This is a genomic window from Pseudomonas sp. W15Feb9B (assembly GCF_000828175.1).
GTDB classification, from domain to species: Bacteria; Pseudomonadota; Gammaproteobacteria; order Pseudomonadales; family Pseudomonadaceae; genus Aquipseudomonas; species Aquipseudomonas parakoreensis.
Genome location: NZ_JTKF01000012.1, coordinates 26340 through 45605, shown reverse-complemented (window position 1 = coordinate 45605; position 19266 = coordinate 26340). Strand labels below are relative to the sequence as shown.

Genomic DNA, 19266 nt, shown 5'->3' with positions numbered 1-19266 from the left:
AAAGCCACGCGGCTAATACCTGTGGCGAGGGAGCTTGCTCCCGCTGGGTTGCGAAGCAGCCCCATTGCATTTGTTCTGATGCACCGCATTCACTTGGGTTACGACTGCTGCGCAGCCGAGCGGGAGCAAGCTCCCTCGCCACAAGGTTCTGTGCACGACCTTACGCGGCAGTAATCCGCCAGATCCCGAACGGCTGGTACGCCGGGTCAATGCGCATGAACTGATACTTGCCGTGCCAGTCCCAGCGATGCCCGTTCATCAAGTCCTCACCGTGGGTGGTTGCATCGTCGGGCAGGCCCATCTCCCACAGCGGCAATTCGAAATTGGCTTCCTGCACGTTGTGCGGATCGAGGCTCACCGCCACCAGAATGAAATTGCTGCCATCAAAGCTGCGCTTGCCGAAATACAAAATGTTGTCGTTCCAGGCGTTGTAGATTTTCAGGCCCAGGTGCGTGTGCAGCGCCGGGTTCTGCCGGCGGATGCGATTGAGCTGGGCAATTTCGGCAATGATGTTGCCGGGTGCATTGAAGTCGCGGACGCGGATCTCGTACTTCTCCGAATCAAGGTATTCCTCCTTGCCCGGCACCGGCGCCGATTCACACAGCTCATAACCGGAATACATGCCCCACAGGCCCGAACCCATGGTCGCCAGCGCCGCGCGAATGAGAAAGCCCGGACGCCCCGACTCATGCAGGAACGCCGGGTTGATGTCCGGCGTGTTGACGAAGAAGTTCGGCCGGTAGCATTCACGCCATGGCGACTCATTGAGCTCAGTGAAATAGGTCGCCAACTCGGACTTGGTATTACGCCAGGTGAAATAGGTGTAGCTCTGGCTGTAACCGACCTTGCCCAGCCGCGCCATCATCGCCGGCGTGGTGAACGCCTCGGCGAGGAAGATCACTTCCGGGTGCAGCGCCCGCACATCGGCAATCAGCCATTGCCAGAACGGCAGCGGTTTGGTGTGCGGATTGTCGACGCGAAAGATCTTCACGCCTTCGTTGACCCAACCGACCACGATATCGCGCAGCTCGACCCACAGACTGGGGATCGCGTCCGGCGCATAGAAGTCGACGTTGACGATGTCCTGGTATTTCTTCGGCGGGTTTTCCGCGTATTTGATCGTGCCGTCCGGGCGCCAGTTGAACCAGCCCGGATGCTGCTTGAGCCACGGGTGATCCTGGGAACACTGGATGGCGAAATCGAGGGCGATCTCCAGACCATGCTCAGCGGCGGCGGCCACCAGCCGGCGGAAGTCTTCGCGGGTGCCGAGCTGCGAGTGAATCGCTTCGTGCCCACCCTCCTCGCTCCCGATCGCGTACGGGCTACCGGGATCCTCGGGACCTGCGGTCAGGGAATTGTTGCGACCCTTGCGATGGGCGCGGCCGATGGGGTGGATCGGCGTGAAATACAACACGTCAAAACCCATGTCCTGAATCATCGGCAGGCGCGCGTGCACGTCGTTGAACGTGCCGTGACGCTTGGGATCGTCGGTGATCGAGCGCGGAAACAGCTCATACCAACTGGCAAACTCGGCCAGTTCCCGTTCAACATCCACCGGGAATTCGGCACTCAAGCTCAGATAGGCACGGTGATCGGCCTGCGCCATCAATTGCGCACTGCGCGAGTGCAGAAACAGCGCCACCTGCTCGGTTTCGAGCAGACCGGACAATTCATGATGCAGTGCGGCGAGTTGTTCGCTGAGCTGACCGTCGCTGCGCTCGGCGGCCTGCTGCACCATGGTGCGGCCTTCCTGCAGTTCGAGCGATACCGGGACGGCGGCGTTGTGCTTTTTCTCCAGTTCGTACTGGAAACTGGCGAAGTGATCAATCCACGCTTCGATGCAATACAGGTAGCGACCCTGGCGTTCGGGACGAAACTGCCCCTGCCAACTGTTATTGCCCAACTCGTTCATCACCTCGCTGTGCCAGCTCTCTTCGCCCTCCGCGCGCCAGCGGATGCGCACCGCCAGCTTGTCGTGGCCGTCGGCAAAGACCTTGCTGGTGACGATCACGTCACGCTCGACGATCGACTTCACAGCAAACTGCCCGCCATCGAGGGTCGGCATGGTGTTTTCGATCACGATGCGCGGCAGCAGCAACGCCTGCGACAGCGGCATGTGCGGGTTGTAGCTCTGCTCTGAAGGTTTTTCAGCGGACATCGAGCCTCTCTCCTTTACGCCCCAAGGACGCTCTTGTGCCGGATCCGTGTCCACAAGGAGGCACCGGCCCCGACATGAACTCACTTAGGTTCCGAGCGACCGGCGCGGGGAAAAGTTCACAGGGATTTGCCTGGGCAAAAAAGCGGATCGAATTCGCCAGCAGGTGGTCAATCCACTTAAGCACTTCTCACGCCATGTGCCACACGGAGGTCTACAGATGAACATCCCGATCCCGGCAGAAACGCCTGATCCGAACATCGACAAACCCACCTTGCCCGAGACCGAACCGCAGCCGATTCCCGAGCAGGAACCCCCAGGCACCACGCCACCGCCGAAGGAAGAACCGCCGACAACGATGCCGCCCGTCATCGTCTGACGGCACCGCCCCCCTGTAGGAGCTGCCGCAGGCTGCGATCTTTTGATCTTGTTTTTAAAAATCAAAGTCAAAAGATCGCAGCCTGCGGCAGCTCCTACAGGTTGTTCGCAGTGTTCACAGATGCTGGTTTTTCTCGTCTTCTTTCTCGAACAACCTGACCACCCGTGGCATTACGCTGAAAATCCCCAACGCCAACAACGTGCTGAGCAGTGCAGTCGCTTCCCTGCCCAACCCCGCCGCCACGCCGATCGCCGCCGTCATCCACAACCCGGCTGCAGTGGTCAGCCCTTTGACATGGCCCTCATCGCCTTCCTTGTTTTTCAGGATGGTTCCGGCGCCAAGAAAACCGATCCCGGCGATCACGCCCTGCAACACCCGGCTCATGGCATCGGACTCCGCCCCGCTGGTTTGCGGCACCAGCACAAACAGCGCAGCGCCGAGTGCCACCAACATGTGCGTGCGCACCCCGGCGGCCTTGCCTTTGTGCTCACGTTCGAAACCAAGAATCCCGCCGAGCACCGCCGCCATCAGCAGGCGCACGGTGATGCGCGTCAGTTGCGAAGCGTCGCCGATGTCGGCGAACTCCGCTTGCAGCGTTTCCCACACTTCATCCCACCAGGCGTTCATCGCTCCGTCCTTTTTATTTGTCGTTAATGGATGGACAGCAGCGACCATTAATCAGTTGCGCAGAACGATCGGCCACGCGCGCGCCCTAACTTGTCAGGTACCCATGAAAAAAGGACAGCCTCATGCCCGTTCGAATCGATGAATCCAACCCCGAATCAAAAGTGTGTTTTTTCACCGTCGAAAATGGCGAAGAAATTCGTATCTGCGACACCCTGGAAGTCAAAACGGATAGCGAAAAAGCCATGTCGTTCGTGGAAATTGAAAGCCGGCGCGTTTACATCACTGAAGCAGAGGCCGATGCCTTGACCGTCGCCGGCGCGAAAGACGGCCGCAAGCACCTGAAGGCTGACGAGAGTGATTCGGTGATTTGACTGACCCTGATCAACACCCGGTGCAGACGCCTGCGATAGGCGTTTGCGCCTGCGCCTGCGGGCTGCTTCAAGTTGTCGCAGGGCGTCGCTCAGACGCCATCTGATCCGCTTTTTATTCAAATAGCTGAGTCTGTTATGCAAACAGATCGGCGCTCATAGTTCGTTCGCCTGATGGAGGCTGATGAGCGAATGACCATGAGCGAACAAATCCCCGTCCGAACCGTAGACGCAAGCCCCACCATTAAAAATGTGCCAGGTCGCCCAATGAAGGCGAAGGCCGGCTCCACCGACAAGCAGATCCACACGCGCAGTTTCACCGGGCTGTTCCGCCGCCTGCGCATCAGCGGCGCAGGGTTTCTGTTTTTGCTGTTTTTCGGCACCGTGTGGTTGAACTGGGGCGGTCGTCAGGCCGTACTGTGGGACCTCGCCGAAAGCAAATTCCACATCTTCGGCGCGACCTTCTGGCCACAGGATTTCATCCTGCTCTCGGCGCTGCTGATCATTGCTGCGTTCGGTCTGTTCGCCATCACCGTGTTCGCTGGCCGGGTCTGGTGCGGTTACACCTGTCCGCAGAGCTCGTGGACATGGATTTTCATGTGGTGCGAGAAAGTCACCGAAGGCGAGCGCAACCAGCGCATCAAACTGCAAGCAGCGCCGTGGGGCCTGAACAAACTGGCGCGGCGCGCCGCCAAGCACACCTTGTGGCTGGCGATCAGCGTGATGACCGGGCTGACCTTCGTCGGCTACTTCACACCGATTCGCCCGCTGGCCGAAGAGCTGTTCACCCTGCAGATCGGCGGGGTCAGCCTGTTCTGGGTGTTGTTCTTCACCGCTGCCACGTACATCAACGCCGGCTGGTTGCGCGAAGCGGTGTGCATGCACATGTGCCCGTATGCGCGATTCCAGAGCGTGATGTTCGACAAGGACACCCTGGCGATTTCCTATGACGCGGCCCGTGGCGAAAACCGTGGCCCGCGCAAACGCGACGTGAAGCCCGCCGAAGCCGGTCTCGGCGATTGCATCGATTGCCAGTTGTGCGTGCAGGTCTGCCCGACCGGCATCGACATCCGCGACGGTTTGCAGATGGAATGCATCGGCTGCGCGGCGTGCATCGACGCCTGCGATTCGATCATGGACAAAATGAATTACCCGCGCGGCTTGATCCGCTACAGTTCCGAGCGCGAATTGCAGGGTGGCAAGACCCACCTGCTGCGGCCAAGGCTGATCGGCTACGTCGCGGTGCTGCTGGTGATGATCGGCGCACTGGCACTGGCTTTGGTCGAACGGCCCATGGTCTCGCTGGACGTGACCAAGGATCGCGGACTGTTCCGCGAGAACGGTCAGGGACAGATCGAAAACATCTACACCCTCAAGGTCATCAACAAGACCCAGCAGCGCCAGGACTACACCCTGAGCCTGGTGGATGGCGAAGGCTTCCAGTTACAGGGCAAGACCGAACTGAGCCTGGCGCCGGGTGAGATTGTCGATGTGCCGGTATCGGTGGCGATGACCACAGAACGCCCGGCCAGCAGCTCGCAGACCTTGAGCTTCAAGATCGCCGACAGCGACGAGCCGCAGATTTACAGTGTGGCGAAAAGCAGGTTTGTGGCGCCGATGAATCGCTGAGCCTTTAAGATGCAGCTCTCTTTTGACACTGCGATACCTGTGGCGAGGGAGCTTGCTCCCGCTTGAGTGCGCAGCACTCACAAGCTTTTGGGGCCGCTGCGCAGCCCAGCGGGAGCAAGCTCCCTCGCCACAAAAAGCAATCCGAATTCAGTCCATCGCGGGATACCGATGAAACGCTACGAAAAATTCGCCGACGACATCGCTGAACTGATCCGCTCCGGCGTCCTCGGCCCCGGGCAGCGAGTGCCGTCGGTGCGCTACGCCAGCCAGACTTACGGGGTCAGCCCGTCCACGGTGTTCCAGGCCTATTACCTACTCGAACGTCGCGGTCTGATCCGCGCGCGGCCGCGCTCCGGCTACTTCGTCAACACCCACGCGCCGAGTCCGTTTTCCGAGCCGGTGATCAGTAGCCACGTCAACGACTCCACCGAAGTCGACGTCAGCGAACTGGTGTTCTCGGTGCTCGAATCGATCAAGGACCCGAGCACCGTGCCCTTCGGCTCGGCGTTCCCCAGCCCGACCCTGTTCCCGTTGCAGCGCCTGTCGCGCTCGCTGGCCAGCGCAGCGCGGGAGATGGACCCGCGCATGGTGGTCACCGACATGTCGCCGGGCAACCCGCAACTGCGTCGGCAGATTGCCCTGCGCTACATGGTCGGCGGGCTGATGCTGCCCATGGAAGAACTGCTGATCACCAACGGCGCCCTCGAAGCGCTGAACCTGTGCCTGCAAGCAGTGACCGAACCGGGCGATCTGGTGGCCATCGAAGCCCCGGCGTTCTACGCCAGCCTGCAAGTGCTGGAGCGCTTGAAACTCAAAGCCGTGGAAATCCCCGTGCACCCGCGCGATGGCATCGACCTCGGCGTGCTCGCCCAGACCCTGGAACGCCATCCGATCAAGGCCTGCTGGTGCATGACCAGTTTCCAGAACCCGATGGGTGCGACCATGCCCGAGGCGAAGAAACAGGAACTGGTGGAACTGCTGCGCCGACATCAGGTGCCGCTGATCGAGGACGATGTCTACGCCGAACTCTATTATGGTCAGCAGGCACCGAAACCGGCCAAGGCGTTCGACACCGAAGGGCTGGTGATGCACTGCGGTTCGTTCGCCAAGAGTCTGGCCCCCGGCTACCGCATTGGCTGGGTCGCTGCCGGGCGCTATGCACAGAAAATCGAACGGCTGAAACTGATGACCTCGCTGTGCGCTTCAATGCCGGCGCAAGCGGCGATTGCCGACTACCTGCAACACGGTGGCTACGACCGCCATCTGCGCAAACTGCGCTATGCCTTGGAAGAACAGCAAAGCGCGATGCTCGCGGCGATTGCCCGCTACTTCCCGGCGCAGACCCGGGTCAGCCAGCCGGCGGGGGGCTACTTTTTGTGGCTGGAATTGCCGCCGCAGATGGATTCCTTGAAGTTGTTTCAGATGGCATTGGCGCAGGGCATCAGCATCGCGCCAGGGCCGATCTTCTCGCCAACCCAGCGCTTCAGGAATTGTATTCGCTTGAATTACGGCAGCCCGTGGACCGAAGATTCGGAAAAGGCGATGGAGACGCTGGGGCGGATTGTGCGGTCGTTCTGACAGCCCGATATTGCCTGTGCTGGCCCTATCGCTGGCAAGCCAGCTCCCACAGTGATCGATGTCAGTCGCAAATATTGTGTACGACACAGAAACCTGTGGGAGCCGGCTTGCCAGCGATGAGGCCAGATCAGCCAGCACAAATCCCAAAGATCAACGCCCACCACCCAGATCAACAAACGTCCCCGTCGCATAAGAAGCCTTGTCCGACAGCAACCAGACAATCGCCTCCGCCACTTCATCCGGGCGCCCGCCCCGAGCCATCGGAATCGCCGACTCAAGCTTGCTGACCCGAACCGGATCGCCGCTCAGCGCATGGAAGTCGGTGTAGATGTAGCCCGGACGCACCGCGTTGACGCGAATGCCCTCGCCCGCCACTTCCTTGGACAGACCGATGGTGAAGGTGTCGAGCGCGCCTTTGGACGCGGCGTAGTCGACGTACTCGTTCGGCGAGCCCAGGCGTGCGGCGACCGAGGAGACGTTGACGATGCTGCCACCCTGCCCGCCGTGCTTGGGCGACATGCGCAGGATCGCGTGCTTGGCGCAGAGGATCGGCGCCAGGACGTTGGTTTTCATGATTTTGAGAATGCGGAATTCGGACATTTCATCGACCCGCGACTTATGGCCGACGGTGCCCGCATTGTTCACCAGTGCGGTGACCCGTCCCAGCTCGGTGTCGACCCGGTGAAACAGTGCGATGACTTCGTCTTCGATGCTGACATCGGCGCGCACCGCAATGGCTTGCGCCCCCAGCGCCCGCACTTGCTCCAGCACGCTTTGCGCGGCCTGTTCATCCGACTGATAGTTGATGCAGATCCGATAGCCCTGCCCGGCAGCCAACAACGCCGTAGCGGCGCCGATTCCGCGCCCGCCACCGGTGATTACCATGACTTTATCCATGCTGGCCCTTCCCCCAATGCACACGTAACAGTCGGGGTGAAGAATAACCGTCATTGGGCGGTTTTGCATGGGCTCTGTCCAAGACAAAACCCTGCATGAGACTGAGATGTTTTTTGTGGTGAGGGAGCTTGCTCCCTCGCCACCGTTTGCAGTCAGACAGCCGCCTGAGCCTTTCCACGGGTGAGGTTCTGCATGAACGCGTCAGCCGGCATCGGATGGCCCAACAGATAGCCCTGCAACGAATCACAGCCCAACTGCGTGAGGAAGTCCTGCTGTACGCCAGTCTCCACGCCCTCGGCAACAATGCGCAAACCGAGTGCCTGCCCCAGCGCCACAATCGCCGAGACGATGGCCGCGTCATCGCTGTCGTGCTCCAGATCGCGGACAAACCCTCGGTCGATCTTCAGTTCGTTGGCCGGCAAACGCTTGAGGTACATCAGGCTCGAATAGCCGGTACCGAAGTCGTCGATCGACAGGTCGACGCCCATGTCCGACAACTCCTGCAACACCGTCATGCTGGCATCGGCGTCACTCATGGCCGTGGTTTCAGTGATTTCCAGCGTCAGGCTGTTGGCCGGCAAATGATGCGTGGCCAGCGCCCGGGCCACGCTCTGTACCAGCCCCGCGTGGCAGAACTGTAACGCCGAGAGGTTCACTGCAATGCGCCAGTCGGTGTAACCGAGCACATACCATTCGCGCATCTGCCGGCAGGCCTCGTTGAGCACCCAGTCGCCGATGGCGATGATCAGGCCAGTCTTCTCCGCCAGATCGATGAACTTGTCCGGCAGCAACATGCCCTGGGTCGGATGCTGCCAGCGCAGCAACGCTTCGGCCCCCACCGGACGACCGCTGGCAGCGTCGAATTTGGGCTGGAAATACAGGCTGAACTGCCGGTGCTCCAGCGCGGCGCGCAGATCTTGCAGCAGCTGCAGCTGCTTGCGTGCGTTGCTGTTCATCGAGGCATCGAAGAAGCTGTAGCCGTTTTTACCGCCGCCCTTGGCGTGATACATCGCCGCATCGGCGTTCATCAGCAGTTCCTGAGCGCTCTGGCCATTACCCGGGTACAGGGCGATGCCGACGCTGGCGGAAATCTGCAACTCATGCTCGGCCACGCGAAATGACTGGCCGATCAGGCCGACCTGGCGCGCTGCCAGGCTCAGGGCATCGTTGGGCTCGGTCAGACGCACCAGCAGCACGAACTCGTCGCCGCCAATTCGCGCCAGCGTGTCCTGACTGCGCAAATCCTCACGCAGGCGCACCCCGACTTCGCGCAGCAACTGGTCGCCCATGTGGTGGCCAAAGGCATCGTTGACTGGTTTGAAACCGTCCAGATCGATGAACATCAACGCAAAACAGCCGCCCTGCTCCTCGACCTTCTTCATCGCCTGATTGATCCGGTCGTCCAGCAGCATGCGGTTCGGCAGGCCCGTCAGGGTATCGTGCAACGCCAGTTGCGTCAGCTCACGGTTGGCCAGGGTCAGCGAATGCGCCAGATCGGCGGTGCGTGCTTCGAGGCGAGCATCGAGAATCGAGGTCAGCAAGGCGATCGACAGCACTGCCAGCGTGGTGATCAGCACCAGATTGTCGAGGCCGTTACCCTTGAGACCGGCGAGCGTCGCGCCGCAGAAACTGCCTGCGGGAAACTGCGCCGCAGCCATGCCGGTGTAGTGCATGCCGACAATGGCAATGCCCATGATGATTGCCGCACCGCCGCGAATCAGGCGTACATAAGGCGAGTGCTGGCGCAGGCGAAAGGCGATCCATAACGCCGCCGCCGAAGCACCGACCGCAATCAGCAATGAGGCGCCGAACAGGGTCGGGTCGTAATCGATGCCCGGCGTCATGCGCAGCGCGGCCATGCCGGTGTAATGCATGGCGCTGATGCCGGCGCCCATGATCAAGGCGCCGAAACCCAACTGCAGGATCGGCAGTTTCGGCTGGCTGACCAGCCACAGGGCAAACCCGCAGGACAGCACGGCAATCAGCAGCGACAGCGCGGTAATCGCAATGTCGTAACCCAGTTCGATCGGCAGCTTGAAGGCGAGCATGCCTATGAAATGCATCGACCAGACGCCGACACCCATCGCCAGTGCACCGCCGGCCGTCCAGAAATGCACTGCGCGCCCACGGGCGCTGGCGATGCGCCCGGTCAAGTCGAGCGCGGTGTAGGACGCGAGGATCGCCACACACAAAGAAATGAAAACCAGGGTGAAGGAATAATTACCGATGAGCATGAAGATTCTCGCGACCACCCGCGCCGTACTGCGTCCATTCTCGGCCGGGCAAATGCGGCGATTGTACTGATTGCGCGGAAGAACGCACTGACAAAGTAATCATTTTGCCATCAACCCGATGAAACGCTTGTTTGATGGTTTTGCGAGGCTCTGGAGCAACCATCACAACCTGTAGGAGCTGCGGCACGCTGCGATCTTTTGACCTTGTTTTTTTAAGATCAAAAGATCTCAGCGTGCCGCAGCTCCTACACGATTTATTCGGTGGCCAGTTGACCGTCCCAGCCGCCACCCAGCGCTGCAATCAATTGCACACTGGCGATCAGCCGGCTCTGCAGGATATTGAGCACAGTGCGCTCGTTGCTCAGCGCCGTGGCTTGCACCACAACCACATCGATGTAGGCAATCAAGCCGGCCTTGTACTGATTCTGGGTCAGACGCAGCGAGTCGCGCGCCGCATCCAGTGCTTCCTGACGCACCGCCGCCTCGTCTTCATACACCTTCAGTTGCACCAGATAGTTTTCCACTTCACGGAAACCATCGAGCACCGTCTGGCGGTACTTGGCGACAGTCTGGTCGTACACCGCCTCGGTACGGTCAACCTCGGCCGAACGGATGCCACCGTCGAAGATCGGCAAGTCCAGTTTCGGCCCGACCGACCAGAAACGGTTGGGTATGGTCAAAAGATTTTTCGAGGTACTGCTGCTGTAGCCGCCGCTCATGCTCAACGTCAGATCCGGGTAATACGCGGCTTTGGCCACACCGATATTGGCGTTGGCAGCGATCACCGAGCGCTCCGCCGAGGCGATGTCCGGGCGGCGCTCCAGCAACTGCGACGGCAGGCTCAGAGGAATCTGCGGCAGGTTCGGGATGTTCTGGGTCTCGGCGATGCTGAACTCGGCCGGCGCCTGCCCGGTGAGCACGGCGATGGCATTTTCGAATTGCGCCCGTTGCCAGATCAGGTCCACCAGATCGGCCTGGGTGGTTTTCAACTGGGTCTGCGCCTGCGCCACCGCATCGCGCCCGGAGATCCCAGCGCGGTACTGGTTCTGGGTCATTTGCAGGGATTTCTCGTAGGCCGCGACCGTGGCTTCAAGCAAACGTTTCTGCTGATCGATCACCCGCAGTTGCAGGTAGTTCTGCACCAGTTCCGACTGCTGGCTCAGACGCATCGCGGCCAGATCGGCGAAGCTCGCTTGGGCGCTGGCCTCGTTGGCCTCCAGGCCTCGGCGCAATTTGCCCCAGATATCCGCTTCCCAACTCACGCCCAACTGCGCGTTGTAGGTATCGCGAATCCCGCTGGAAGAACTGCTCAGGCTCGAACTGCTGCTGCCGGTGCCCTGACTGGTGCGGGTCTTGCCCACGCTCAGGTCGACACTGGGGTAAAACGCCCCACGGGCACTGCGCACCAAGGCCTGGGCCTGACGGTACTGCGCTTCGGATTGCGCCACGGTCTGGTTGGAGCTGTTGAGTTTCTCGATCAGGCCATTGAGCTGCTGATCGCCATACAACTCCCACCAGGCACCGCGCGCCAGCGCGTCACTCGGATTGGCCTGGCGCCAGCCCTCGGCCTCTTTGTACTGTGCAACCTCGGCAGTCTGCGGGCGCTGATAGTCCGGGCCGACGGCGCAGGCACTGAGCATCGCCACGCACAGCGACAGGCTCAACAGGCGCGAACCGCGCGCAGTGGCCAGATTGAGAAGCGAACGGTCGGTCATAGCGGAGTTTCCAGAGCAGCGTCAGTACGCACGCCACGCCACTTGTTGAAGCGATGGCGCAGCTTGTCGAGATAGAGGTAAACCACAGGCGTGGTGTAAAGGGTCAGGACCTGACTGAAGATCAGGCCGCCGATGATGGTCAAACCCAGGGGCTGGCGCATTTCCGCGCCTTCCGCACGGCTGAGCAACAGCGGCAAGGCACCGAGGATTGCCGCCAGGGTGGTCATCAGAATCGGCCGCAGCCGTTGCAGACAGGCGCTGCGGATCGACTCCAGCGGCGACAGGCCCTGATGGCGTTCCAGTTGCAGAGCCAGGTCGATCATCAGAATGGCGTTTTTCTTCACCACCCCGATCAGCAGGAACAATCCGAGCAGCGAAATCAGGCTGAACTCGCCGCCCAGCGCGTAGATCGAGAGCAACGCGCCGACCCCGGCCGACGGCAAGGTCGAAAGAATCGTCAGCGGGTGAATGTAGCTTTCATATAGCACACCGAGCACCAGATACACCGCGAGCAATGCACCGAGGATCATGAACGGCTGGCTCTTCTGCGTCGCGGCAAAGGCATCGGCGGTGCCGGCCATTTTCGCGATCACGTCTTCCGGCAGACCGACCTTGGCAATCGCCCGCTCGATGGCGGCACTGCCCTGCTCCACAGTCACCCCTTCGGCCATGTCGAAGGCAATGCTTTCGGAGGCGAACTGGCCTTCGTGGCTGACGCGGTCGTCCTCCAGGCTGTTTTCGTAATGGGCAATGGTCGACAACGGAATCCGCGCACCGTCAGCGGTAATCACCTGCACCTGATTGAGGGTGACCGGATCCTGCGCGTACTTCTGATTGACCTCCATCACCACCTGATACTGGTTGAGGCTGTCGTAGATGGTCGAAATCTGCCGCTGGCTGTAGGCGTTGTTCAGCACCGCCGTGACCATGTTCATGTCGACCCCGAGGCGCTTGGCCTGATCGCGGTCGACGATCAGCGTCACCTGCTGCGCACCGCGTCCTTCGCGGGCATCAATCGCAGTCAGCTCCGGCAGTGCGCGCAGCGCGGTCACCACTTTCGGGTACCACTCGCGCAGGGCGCCCAGGTCTCCGCTTTGCAGGATGTAGCTGTATTGCGAGGTGGTCTGTTCGCGGCCGCCGCCGAACTGCAGGTCCTGATCCGCCATCAGCATCAACTGGGCGCCGGGGACCTTGGGCATCTCCTTGCGCAGGCGTTCGATGACTTTCTGCGCCGACAGGTTGCGTTCCTTGATCGGCTTCAGGCGCACCAGCATGAACGCGTTATTGGTGCCGTTGGTGCCACCGATGAACCCGGCCACGCTCTCGACCGCTTCGTCCTTGAGCACGGCGCGGCGGAAGGTTTCCATTTTCGGCTGCATCACGCTGAACGACAGGCCGTCGTCGCCCCGCACGAAACCGATCAACTGGCCGGTGTCCTGCTGCGGCATGAACGTCTTCGGCACCACCACGTACAGCGCGACGTTGACACCTACGGTGATGATCAGGCTGAGCAAGGTCAGGCGGCGGTGGCGCAACACCCAGTCGAGGCTGGTCGCATATTTGCCGACCATCCAGTCGTTGGTCTTGCGGCTCCAGCGTTGCAAACGGTTTTCCTGGCCCGGCGTATGCGGCTTGAGCCAGCGCGCGCAGAGCATCGGCGTCAGCGTCAGCGAGACCACCAGCGACACCACGATCGCCGCCGCCAGGGTGATGGAAAACTCGCGGAACAGGCTTTCGACAATACCGCCCATGAACAGGATCGACAGGAACACCGCCACCAGCGACACGTTCATCGACAACAAGGTAAAACCGACTTCCTTGGCCCCGAGGTACGCGGCCTGCATCGGTTTGACGCCTTCGTCGATGTGCCGGGAAATGTTTTCCAGCACCACGATGGCATCGTCCACCACCAGCCCTGTAGCCAGAATCAACGCCATCAGCGACAGGTTATTCAGCGAAAAACCGTAGAGGTACATCACCGCGAACGTGCCGACCAGCGACACCGGCACCGCTAGCGTCGGAATCAGCGAGGCGCGGAAGTTACCCAGGAACAGGAACACCACCAGAATCACCAGCGCCACAGCGATCAGCAAGGTCATTTCCGCTTCGTGCAGCGTGGCCTTGATCACCGGCGAGCGGTCCATCGCCAGATTCAGCTTCACGCTGGCCGGCAGCACCGCTTGCAAGGCCGGCAACTGCGCCTTGATCTCGTTGACCGTCTCGATGATGTTGGCGCCGGCCTGGCGGTTGATCACCAGCAGCACCGCCGCATCATCGTTGAAGAAACCGCTGTTGTAACGGTCTTCGACGCCGTCGCTGACCTTGGCCACGTCCTTCAGACGCAGAGCCGCGCCGTCCTTGTAATGGATGATCAGCGACTCGTAATCCTTGGCTTTCTCCAACTGGTCGTTGGCCTGGATCTGCCACAGGCGCTCGCCGTCTTCGACCGAGCCCTTGGGCCGGCGTACGTTGGCCGCGGCGATGGTCTTGCGTACATCGTCGAGCGCCACGCCGTACTGGTTCAGCGCCTGCGGTTCGAGTTCGATACGCACCGCCGGCAGCGAACTGCCACCGATCTGCACCTCACCCACGCCCTGCACCTGGGACAGGCTCTGCGACAGGATGGTCGAGGCCAGGTCATAGAGCTGGCCTTTTTCCAACACGTCCGAGGTCAGCGACAGCACCATGATCGGCGCCTGCGACGGGTTGACCTTCTTGTAGGTCGGCATGCTGCGCATCCCGCTCGGCAACAGGTTGCGCGAAGCGTTGATCGCCGCCTGCACCTCGCGCGCCGCGCCGTTGATGTCGCGGTCGAGGTCAAATTGCAGAATGACCCGGGTCGAACCCTGGCTGGAACGGCTGCTCATGGTGTTGACGCCGGCAATCGCGCCGAACGAACGCTCCAGCGGCGTCGCCACCGTGGACGCCATCACCTCGGGACTGGCACCGGGCAGACTGGCCTGGACCACGATCACCGGGAAATCCATTTGCGGCAGCGGCGATACTGGCAGCAGGCCGAAACTGACACCGCCCAGCAACATGATCGCCAGGCTCAGGAGCATGGTCGCGACCGGGCGCTTGATGAAAGGACCGGAGAGGTTCATTCAGGCCAGCTCCAACCACCAACCCCTGTGGGAGCGAGCTTGCTCGCGAAGAGGCCGGCACATCCAACATCGTCAGTGACTGACTTACCGCTTTCGCGAGCAAGCTCGCTTCCACAGGTCATTTGGTGCTGCAAATTCATACAACCACCTCATCACGGTCGGCATTGGTCTTGCCAAAGCGCCGACCGAGGCGATCGAAGTACAGGTAGATCACCGGCGTGGTGAACAGGGTCAGCACCTGACTCACCAGCAGACCGCCGACCATCACCAGACCCAATGGCTGACGCAGTTCAGCCCCGGAACCGGTGGCGAGCATCAACGGCACGGCGCCGAACAGCGCCGCCAGCGTCGTCATCAGAATCGGCCGGAAGCGCAGCAGCGCCGCCTGATAGATCGCCTGTTCCGGCGCCATGCCCTGGGTGCGTTCGGCGTCGAGGGCGAAGTCGATCATCATGATCGCGTTCTTCTTGACGATGCCGATCAGCAGGATGATGCCGATGATCGCGATCATGCCCAGGTCATTGCCGCTGAGCAGCAACGCCAGCAAGGCGCCGACCGCCGCCGACGGCAGGGTCGAGAGGATGGTGATCGGGTGAATGTAACTTTCGTAAAGCACGCCGAGTACGATGTACATGGTCACCACCGCCGCCAGAATCAGCAGCAAGGTGCTCGACAGCGAGGCCTGGAATGCCTCGGCCGCGCCCTGGAACTGGGTCTGCACGCCAATCGGCATGCCGATGTCCTTCTGCACCTGTTCGATGATGTCCACCGCATGCCCCAGCGCCACGCCGGGCGCCAGGTTGAACGACATCATCACCGCCGGGAACTGGCCGATGTGGGTGATCGCCAGTTGCGCCTGACGCTCCTCGACATGGGCCAGACTCGACAGGCGCACCTGCGCACCGTCAGTGGTCTTGACGTGAATCTGGTCCAGCGCCGCCGGCCCGATTTTCTCCCCGGCCTGTGCCTGCAGCACCACGCGGTACTGGCTGGCCTGAGTGTAAATGGTCGAGATCTGCCGCTGGCCGAAGGCGTCATACAGCGCATCGGTGATGTTCTGCACCGAAACGCCGAGGCGTGAAGCCGCATCGCGGTCGATCACCAGATAGACTTGCAAGCCTTTGTCCTGCAAGTCGCTGGCAACGTCGGTCAATTCCGGTTGCTGCGCCAAGGCTTCGACCAGACGCCCGCTCCACTGGCTGAGCAATTCGGCGTCCGGTGAGGACATGCTGAACTGGTACTGGGTACGGCTGACCCGATCCTCGATGGTCAAATCCTGCACCGGTTGCATGAACAGACGGATGCCGACCAGTTTGTCCAGTTGCGGCTGCAGGCGCGCGATCACCTCGGTGGCGCTCAGGTCACGCTGGCCGTGAGGCTTGAGGTTGATCAGCAGACGACCGCTGTTGAGCGTGGCGTTGTCGCCGTCGACACCGATGTAGGACGACAGACTCTCCACCGCCGGATCTTCAAGAATCACCTTGGCCAGCGCCTGCTGACGCTCGCCCATCGCCGCGAAGGAAATCGACTGCGGTGCTTCGGAAATACCCTGGATCACCCCGGTGTCCTGCACCGGGAAGAAGCCCTTGGGCACCACCATGTACAGGAACACGGTCAGTGCCAGCGTTCCGATGGCCACCAACAGGGTCAGCGGCTGGTGTTTGAGCACCCACTGCAACTTGCGCCCGTAGGCGGCGATCATCCAGTCGATGAAGCCGCCGCTGGCCCGGTAAAAACGGCCCTGCTCGTGGGCTTCTGGCTCTCGCTTGAGCAGGCGTGCGCACATCATCGGCGTCAACGTCAGCGAAACCACCAGCGAAATCAGGATCGCCACCGCCAGGGTGATGGCGAACTCGCGGAACAGCCGCCCGACCACGTCAGCCATGAACAACAACGGAATCAGTACCGCGATCAGCGACAGGGTCAGGGAAATCAGGGTGAAACCGATCTGCTTGGCGCCTTTGAGTGCCGCCTGCATCGGGCTGTCGCCCTCCTCGATGAAGCGCGCGATGTTTTCCAGCATCACGATCGCATCGTCGACCACAAAACCGGTCGCGATGGTCAGCGCCATCAAGGTCAGGTTGTTGACCGAGAAGCCGGCGAGGTACATCACGCCAAACGTACCGATCAGCGACAGCGGCACCGCAACCGACGGAATGATCGTCGCGCTGGCGCGCCGCAAAAACAGGAACGTCACCATCACCACCAACGCGATGGCGATCAGCAGTTCGTGCTGCACGTCGGTGACCGAGGCGCGGATGGTCTGGGTGCGGTCGGTGAGCACGGTGACGTCGAGGCCAGCCGGCAGGTTGTCGGTGATGCTCGGCAGCAAGGCCTTGATCCGGTCGACCACCTCGATCACGTTGGCGCCCGGCTGACGCTGGATGTTCAGCAGCACGGCCTGATTCTGGTTGGCCCACGCGGCGAGACGTTCGTTCTCCGCACCGTCGACGATTTCCGCCACATCCTTCAGACGCAGCGGCGCGCCGTTCTTGTAGGCGAGGATCAGGTTGGCGTAGTCCTTGGGCGACGTCAGCTGGTCGTTGGCATCGAGCATCGAGACCCGGGTCGGGCCGTCGAAGTTACCCTTGGGCTGGTTGACGTTGGACGCACCGATCAGGGTGCGCACGTCTTCCAGGTTCAGGCTGTTCGCCGCCAATGCTTCCGGGTTGACCTTGATCCGCACGGCCTGACGCTGACCGCCGGCAATACTGACCATGCCGACGCCGCTGATCTGGGCGATCTTCTGCGCCATGCGCGTGTCGACCAGGTCATTGAGCTTGGGCAGCAGCATGGTTTTCGAGGTGATCGCCAAGGTCAGCACCGGGGTATCCGCCGGGTTGACCTTGTTGTACACCGGCGGTGCCGGCAAGTCGGTCGGCAGCAGGTTGGTCGCGGCGTTGATCGCGGCCTGCACCTGCTGTTCGGCGACGTCCATGTTGATGTCGAGGCTGAAACGCAGGGTCAGCACCGAAGCGCCGCCGGAGCTGGTCGAGGCCATTTGCGTCAGGCCCGGCATCTGCCCGAACTGACGTTCGAGCGGCGCGGTGACGGCACTGGTCATCACGTCGGGACTGGCGCCGGGGTACAGGGTCATGACGCGAATGGTCGGGTAATCGACCTGCGGCAACGCCGAGACTGGCAGCAAGCGATAGGCAATCAGGCCGGCCAGAACAATGGCCAGCATGCTCAGGGTGGTGGCTACCGGACGGAGGATGAACAGCCGCGAAATGTTCATGCGCCCTTCTTGGCCTTGTCAGCCGCGGCAGCGTCCGGTGCACTGGCGGCGGGTTTGCCTTGCAGGTGGCCGGTCGGGGTGGTCGGCACGTCATTGCTGTCGTTGACCACTTCCACTTCACTGCCTTCCTTCAGACGGTCGGTGCCTTCCAGCACCACGCGATCGCCCGCGGCGAGGCCTTCGGTGACCACGGTGTTGGTGCCGTCACTGGCGCCGATCTTCAGTTGGCGGATGGTGACTTTCTTGTCGCCGTCCAATGCGTAAACGAACGTGCCGTTGGTGCCGAACTGAATCGCGGCCGACGGTGCCAGCACCACGCCTTTGAGGGTGTCGGCCAACAAATGAACGTTGACAAACTGATTGGGGAACAGCGACTGGTCGCGGTTATCGTAGCGCGCCTTGAATTTCAGGGTGCCAGTGGCGACGTCGATCTGGTTATCGAGACTTTGCAGCACGCCGCTGGCCTGGATTTTGGTATCGCCGCGATCCCATGCCTCGGCCGGCAGCCTGGCGCCGCTGTGGTAGCGGGCCAATACGGTTTCGAGGCTGTTTTCCGGCAGGGTGAAGACCACGCTGATCGGCTGGGTCTGAGTAATCACTGCAAGGAACGTGGTGTCGTTGGCCGCAACGAGGTTGCCGACGTCGACCTGACGCAGACCGACGCGACCGGCAATCGGTGCGCGGATCTTGGTGAATTCGAGATTCAGCTTGGCGTCGTTGACCGCCGCCTGATTGGTCTTGACCGTGCCCAGGTACTGGCCGACCAGTGCTTCGGCGGTGTCCAGGGTTTGCTTGGCAATGCTGTCTTCCTTGTACAGGCCGCGATAACGCTCGACGTCGACCTGCGCATTTTTCAACTGCGCCTGGTTCTGCAGCAAGGTGCCTTCAGCCTGGAGCAAGGCGTTCTGGTACGGACGCGGATCGATCTCTGCAAGCAAGTCGCCGGCCTTGACCATCTGTCCTTCTTCGAAATTGATCTTCACCAACTCGCCGCCGACCCGGCTGCGCACGTTGATGGTGTTGAGCGCGGTCACCGTGCCCAGCGCCTTGTAATACAGCGGGAAGTCGCCCGTGACCGCCGGGGCCACCCGCACCGGAATCGGCCCGGCCGCGCCGCCGAAGCCCGGCCGCATCATCCCCGAACGCCCGGCATGACCGCTCGCCGTCCTGTCGGCGCCCTCCTTGTGGGCCGAACCGGCGGGCCAGAACTTCCAGCACAGGACGGCGATGACCAACAGGACGAGCAGGCTGATCAGCCAGCGACGGGCGTTGCGAGGGGACGATTGCATGGATTGATTAACCATTGGGCGCGTGGGCTTCTTTTACGGGAGGCTGAACGATA

The 19266-nt window shown here is 61.5% G+C and carries 12 protein-coding genes; 4 read left to right on the top strand and 8 right to left on the bottom strand.

Annotated elements, in window-relative coordinates; all coding sequences use genetic code 11:
• Positions 1–160 precede the first annotated feature (160 nt).
• The gene (locus tag OC71_RS08260) at positions 161–2158 is read right to left on the bottom strand and encodes an alpha-1,4-glucan--maltose-1-phosphate maltosyltransferase (protein WP_041067012.1); all 1998 of its coding nucleotides are present in this window, start codon (positions 2156–2158) and stop codon (positions 161–163) included.
• 217 nt (positions 2159–2375) lie between these two features.
• Between OC71_RS08260 and OC71_RS28345 the strand changes: the two genes are divergently transcribed.
• Positions 2376–2534, top strand: coding sequence for a hypothetical protein (locus OC71_RS28345; protein WP_003224520.1), 159 nt, complete (start codon positions 2376–2378; stop codon positions 2532–2534).
• A gap of 114 nt (positions 2535–2648) precedes the next feature.
• On the opposite strand, the gene OC71_RS08255 is transcribed toward OC71_RS28345, so the two are convergent.
• The gene (locus tag OC71_RS08255) at positions 2649–3161 is read right to left on the bottom strand and encodes an MgtC/SapB family protein (RefSeq protein WP_041067009.1); all 513 of its coding nucleotides are present in this window, start codon (positions 3159–3161) and stop codon (positions 2649–2651) included.
• Between the two features lie 122 nt (positions 3162–3283).
• On the opposite strand from OC71_RS08255, the gene OC71_RS08250 reads away from it, so the two are divergent.
• The 3 genes from OC71_RS08250 (at position 3284) to mapR (ending at position 6736) form a co-directional block, all read left to right on the top strand.
• Complete coding sequence (locus OC71_RS08250) at positions 3284–3532, top strand: DUF3203 family protein (RefSeq protein WP_041067006.1); 249 nt, start codon at positions 3284–3286, stop codon at positions 3530–3532.
• A gap of 195 nt (positions 3533–3727) precedes the next feature.
• Positions 3728–5158: a cytochrome c oxidase accessory protein CcoG gene (gene ccoG / locus OC71_RS08245; protein WP_041067164.1), complete on the top strand. Its 1431-nt coding sequence runs from the start codon at positions 3728–3730 to the stop codon at positions 5156–5158.
• 168 nt (positions 5159–5326) lie between these two features.
• Positions 5327–6736 (top strand): GntR family transcriptional regulator MpaR, encoded by a 1410-nt coding sequence (gene mapR, locus OC71_RS08240; protein WP_008087199.1) that lies wholly within the window; start codon positions 5327–5329, stop codon positions 6734–6736.
• Positions 6737–6886: 150 nt separating this feature from the next.
• Here mapR and OC71_RS08235 read toward each other — a convergent pair whose 3' ends face one another.
• The 6 genes from OC71_RS08235 to OC71_RS08210 form a co-directional block, all read right to left on the bottom strand.
• Positions 6887–7633, bottom strand: a complete 747-nt coding sequence (locus OC71_RS08235; protein ID WP_041067000.1) for an SDR family oxidoreductase — start codon at positions 7631–7633, stop codon at positions 6887–6889.
• 152 nt (positions 7634–7785) lie between these two features.
• Positions 7786–9867 carry a bifunctional diguanylate cyclase/phosphodiesterase gene (locus OC71_RS08230; protein ID WP_041066997.1) on the bottom strand — a complete coding sequence of 694 codons (2082 nt, stop codon included), beginning with the start codon at positions 9865–9867 and terminating at the stop codon, positions 7786–7788.
• Positions 9868–10121: 254 nt separating this feature from the next.
• Positions 10122–11582, bottom strand: a complete 1461-nt coding sequence (locus OC71_RS08225; RefSeq protein WP_041066994.1) for an efflux transporter outer membrane subunit — start codon at positions 11580–11582, stop codon at positions 10122–10124.
• On the bottom strand, positions 11579–14686 hold the full coding sequence (locus tag OC71_RS08220; protein WP_041066991.1) for an efflux RND transporter permease subunit: 3108 nt from the start codon (positions 14684–14686) through the stop codon (positions 11579–11581). Before OC71_RS08220 ends, OC71_RS08225 begins: the two co-directional genes overlap by 4 nt.
• A gap of 136 nt (positions 14687–14822) precedes the next feature.
• Positions 14823–17924, bottom strand: a complete 3102-nt coding sequence (locus OC71_RS08215) for an MdtB/MuxB family multidrug efflux RND transporter permease subunit (RefSeq protein WP_041066988.1) — start codon at positions 17922–17924, stop codon at positions 14823–14825.
• On the bottom strand, positions 17921–19228 hold the full coding sequence (locus OC71_RS08210; RefSeq protein ID WP_041066985.1) for an MdtA/MuxA family multidrug efflux RND transporter periplasmic adaptor subunit: 1308 nt from the start codon (positions 19226–19228) through the stop codon (positions 17921–17923). The genes OC71_RS08215 and OC71_RS08210 overlap by 4 nt, the downstream gene beginning before the upstream one ends.
• Between the last annotated feature and the right edge of the window lie 38 nt (positions 19229–19266).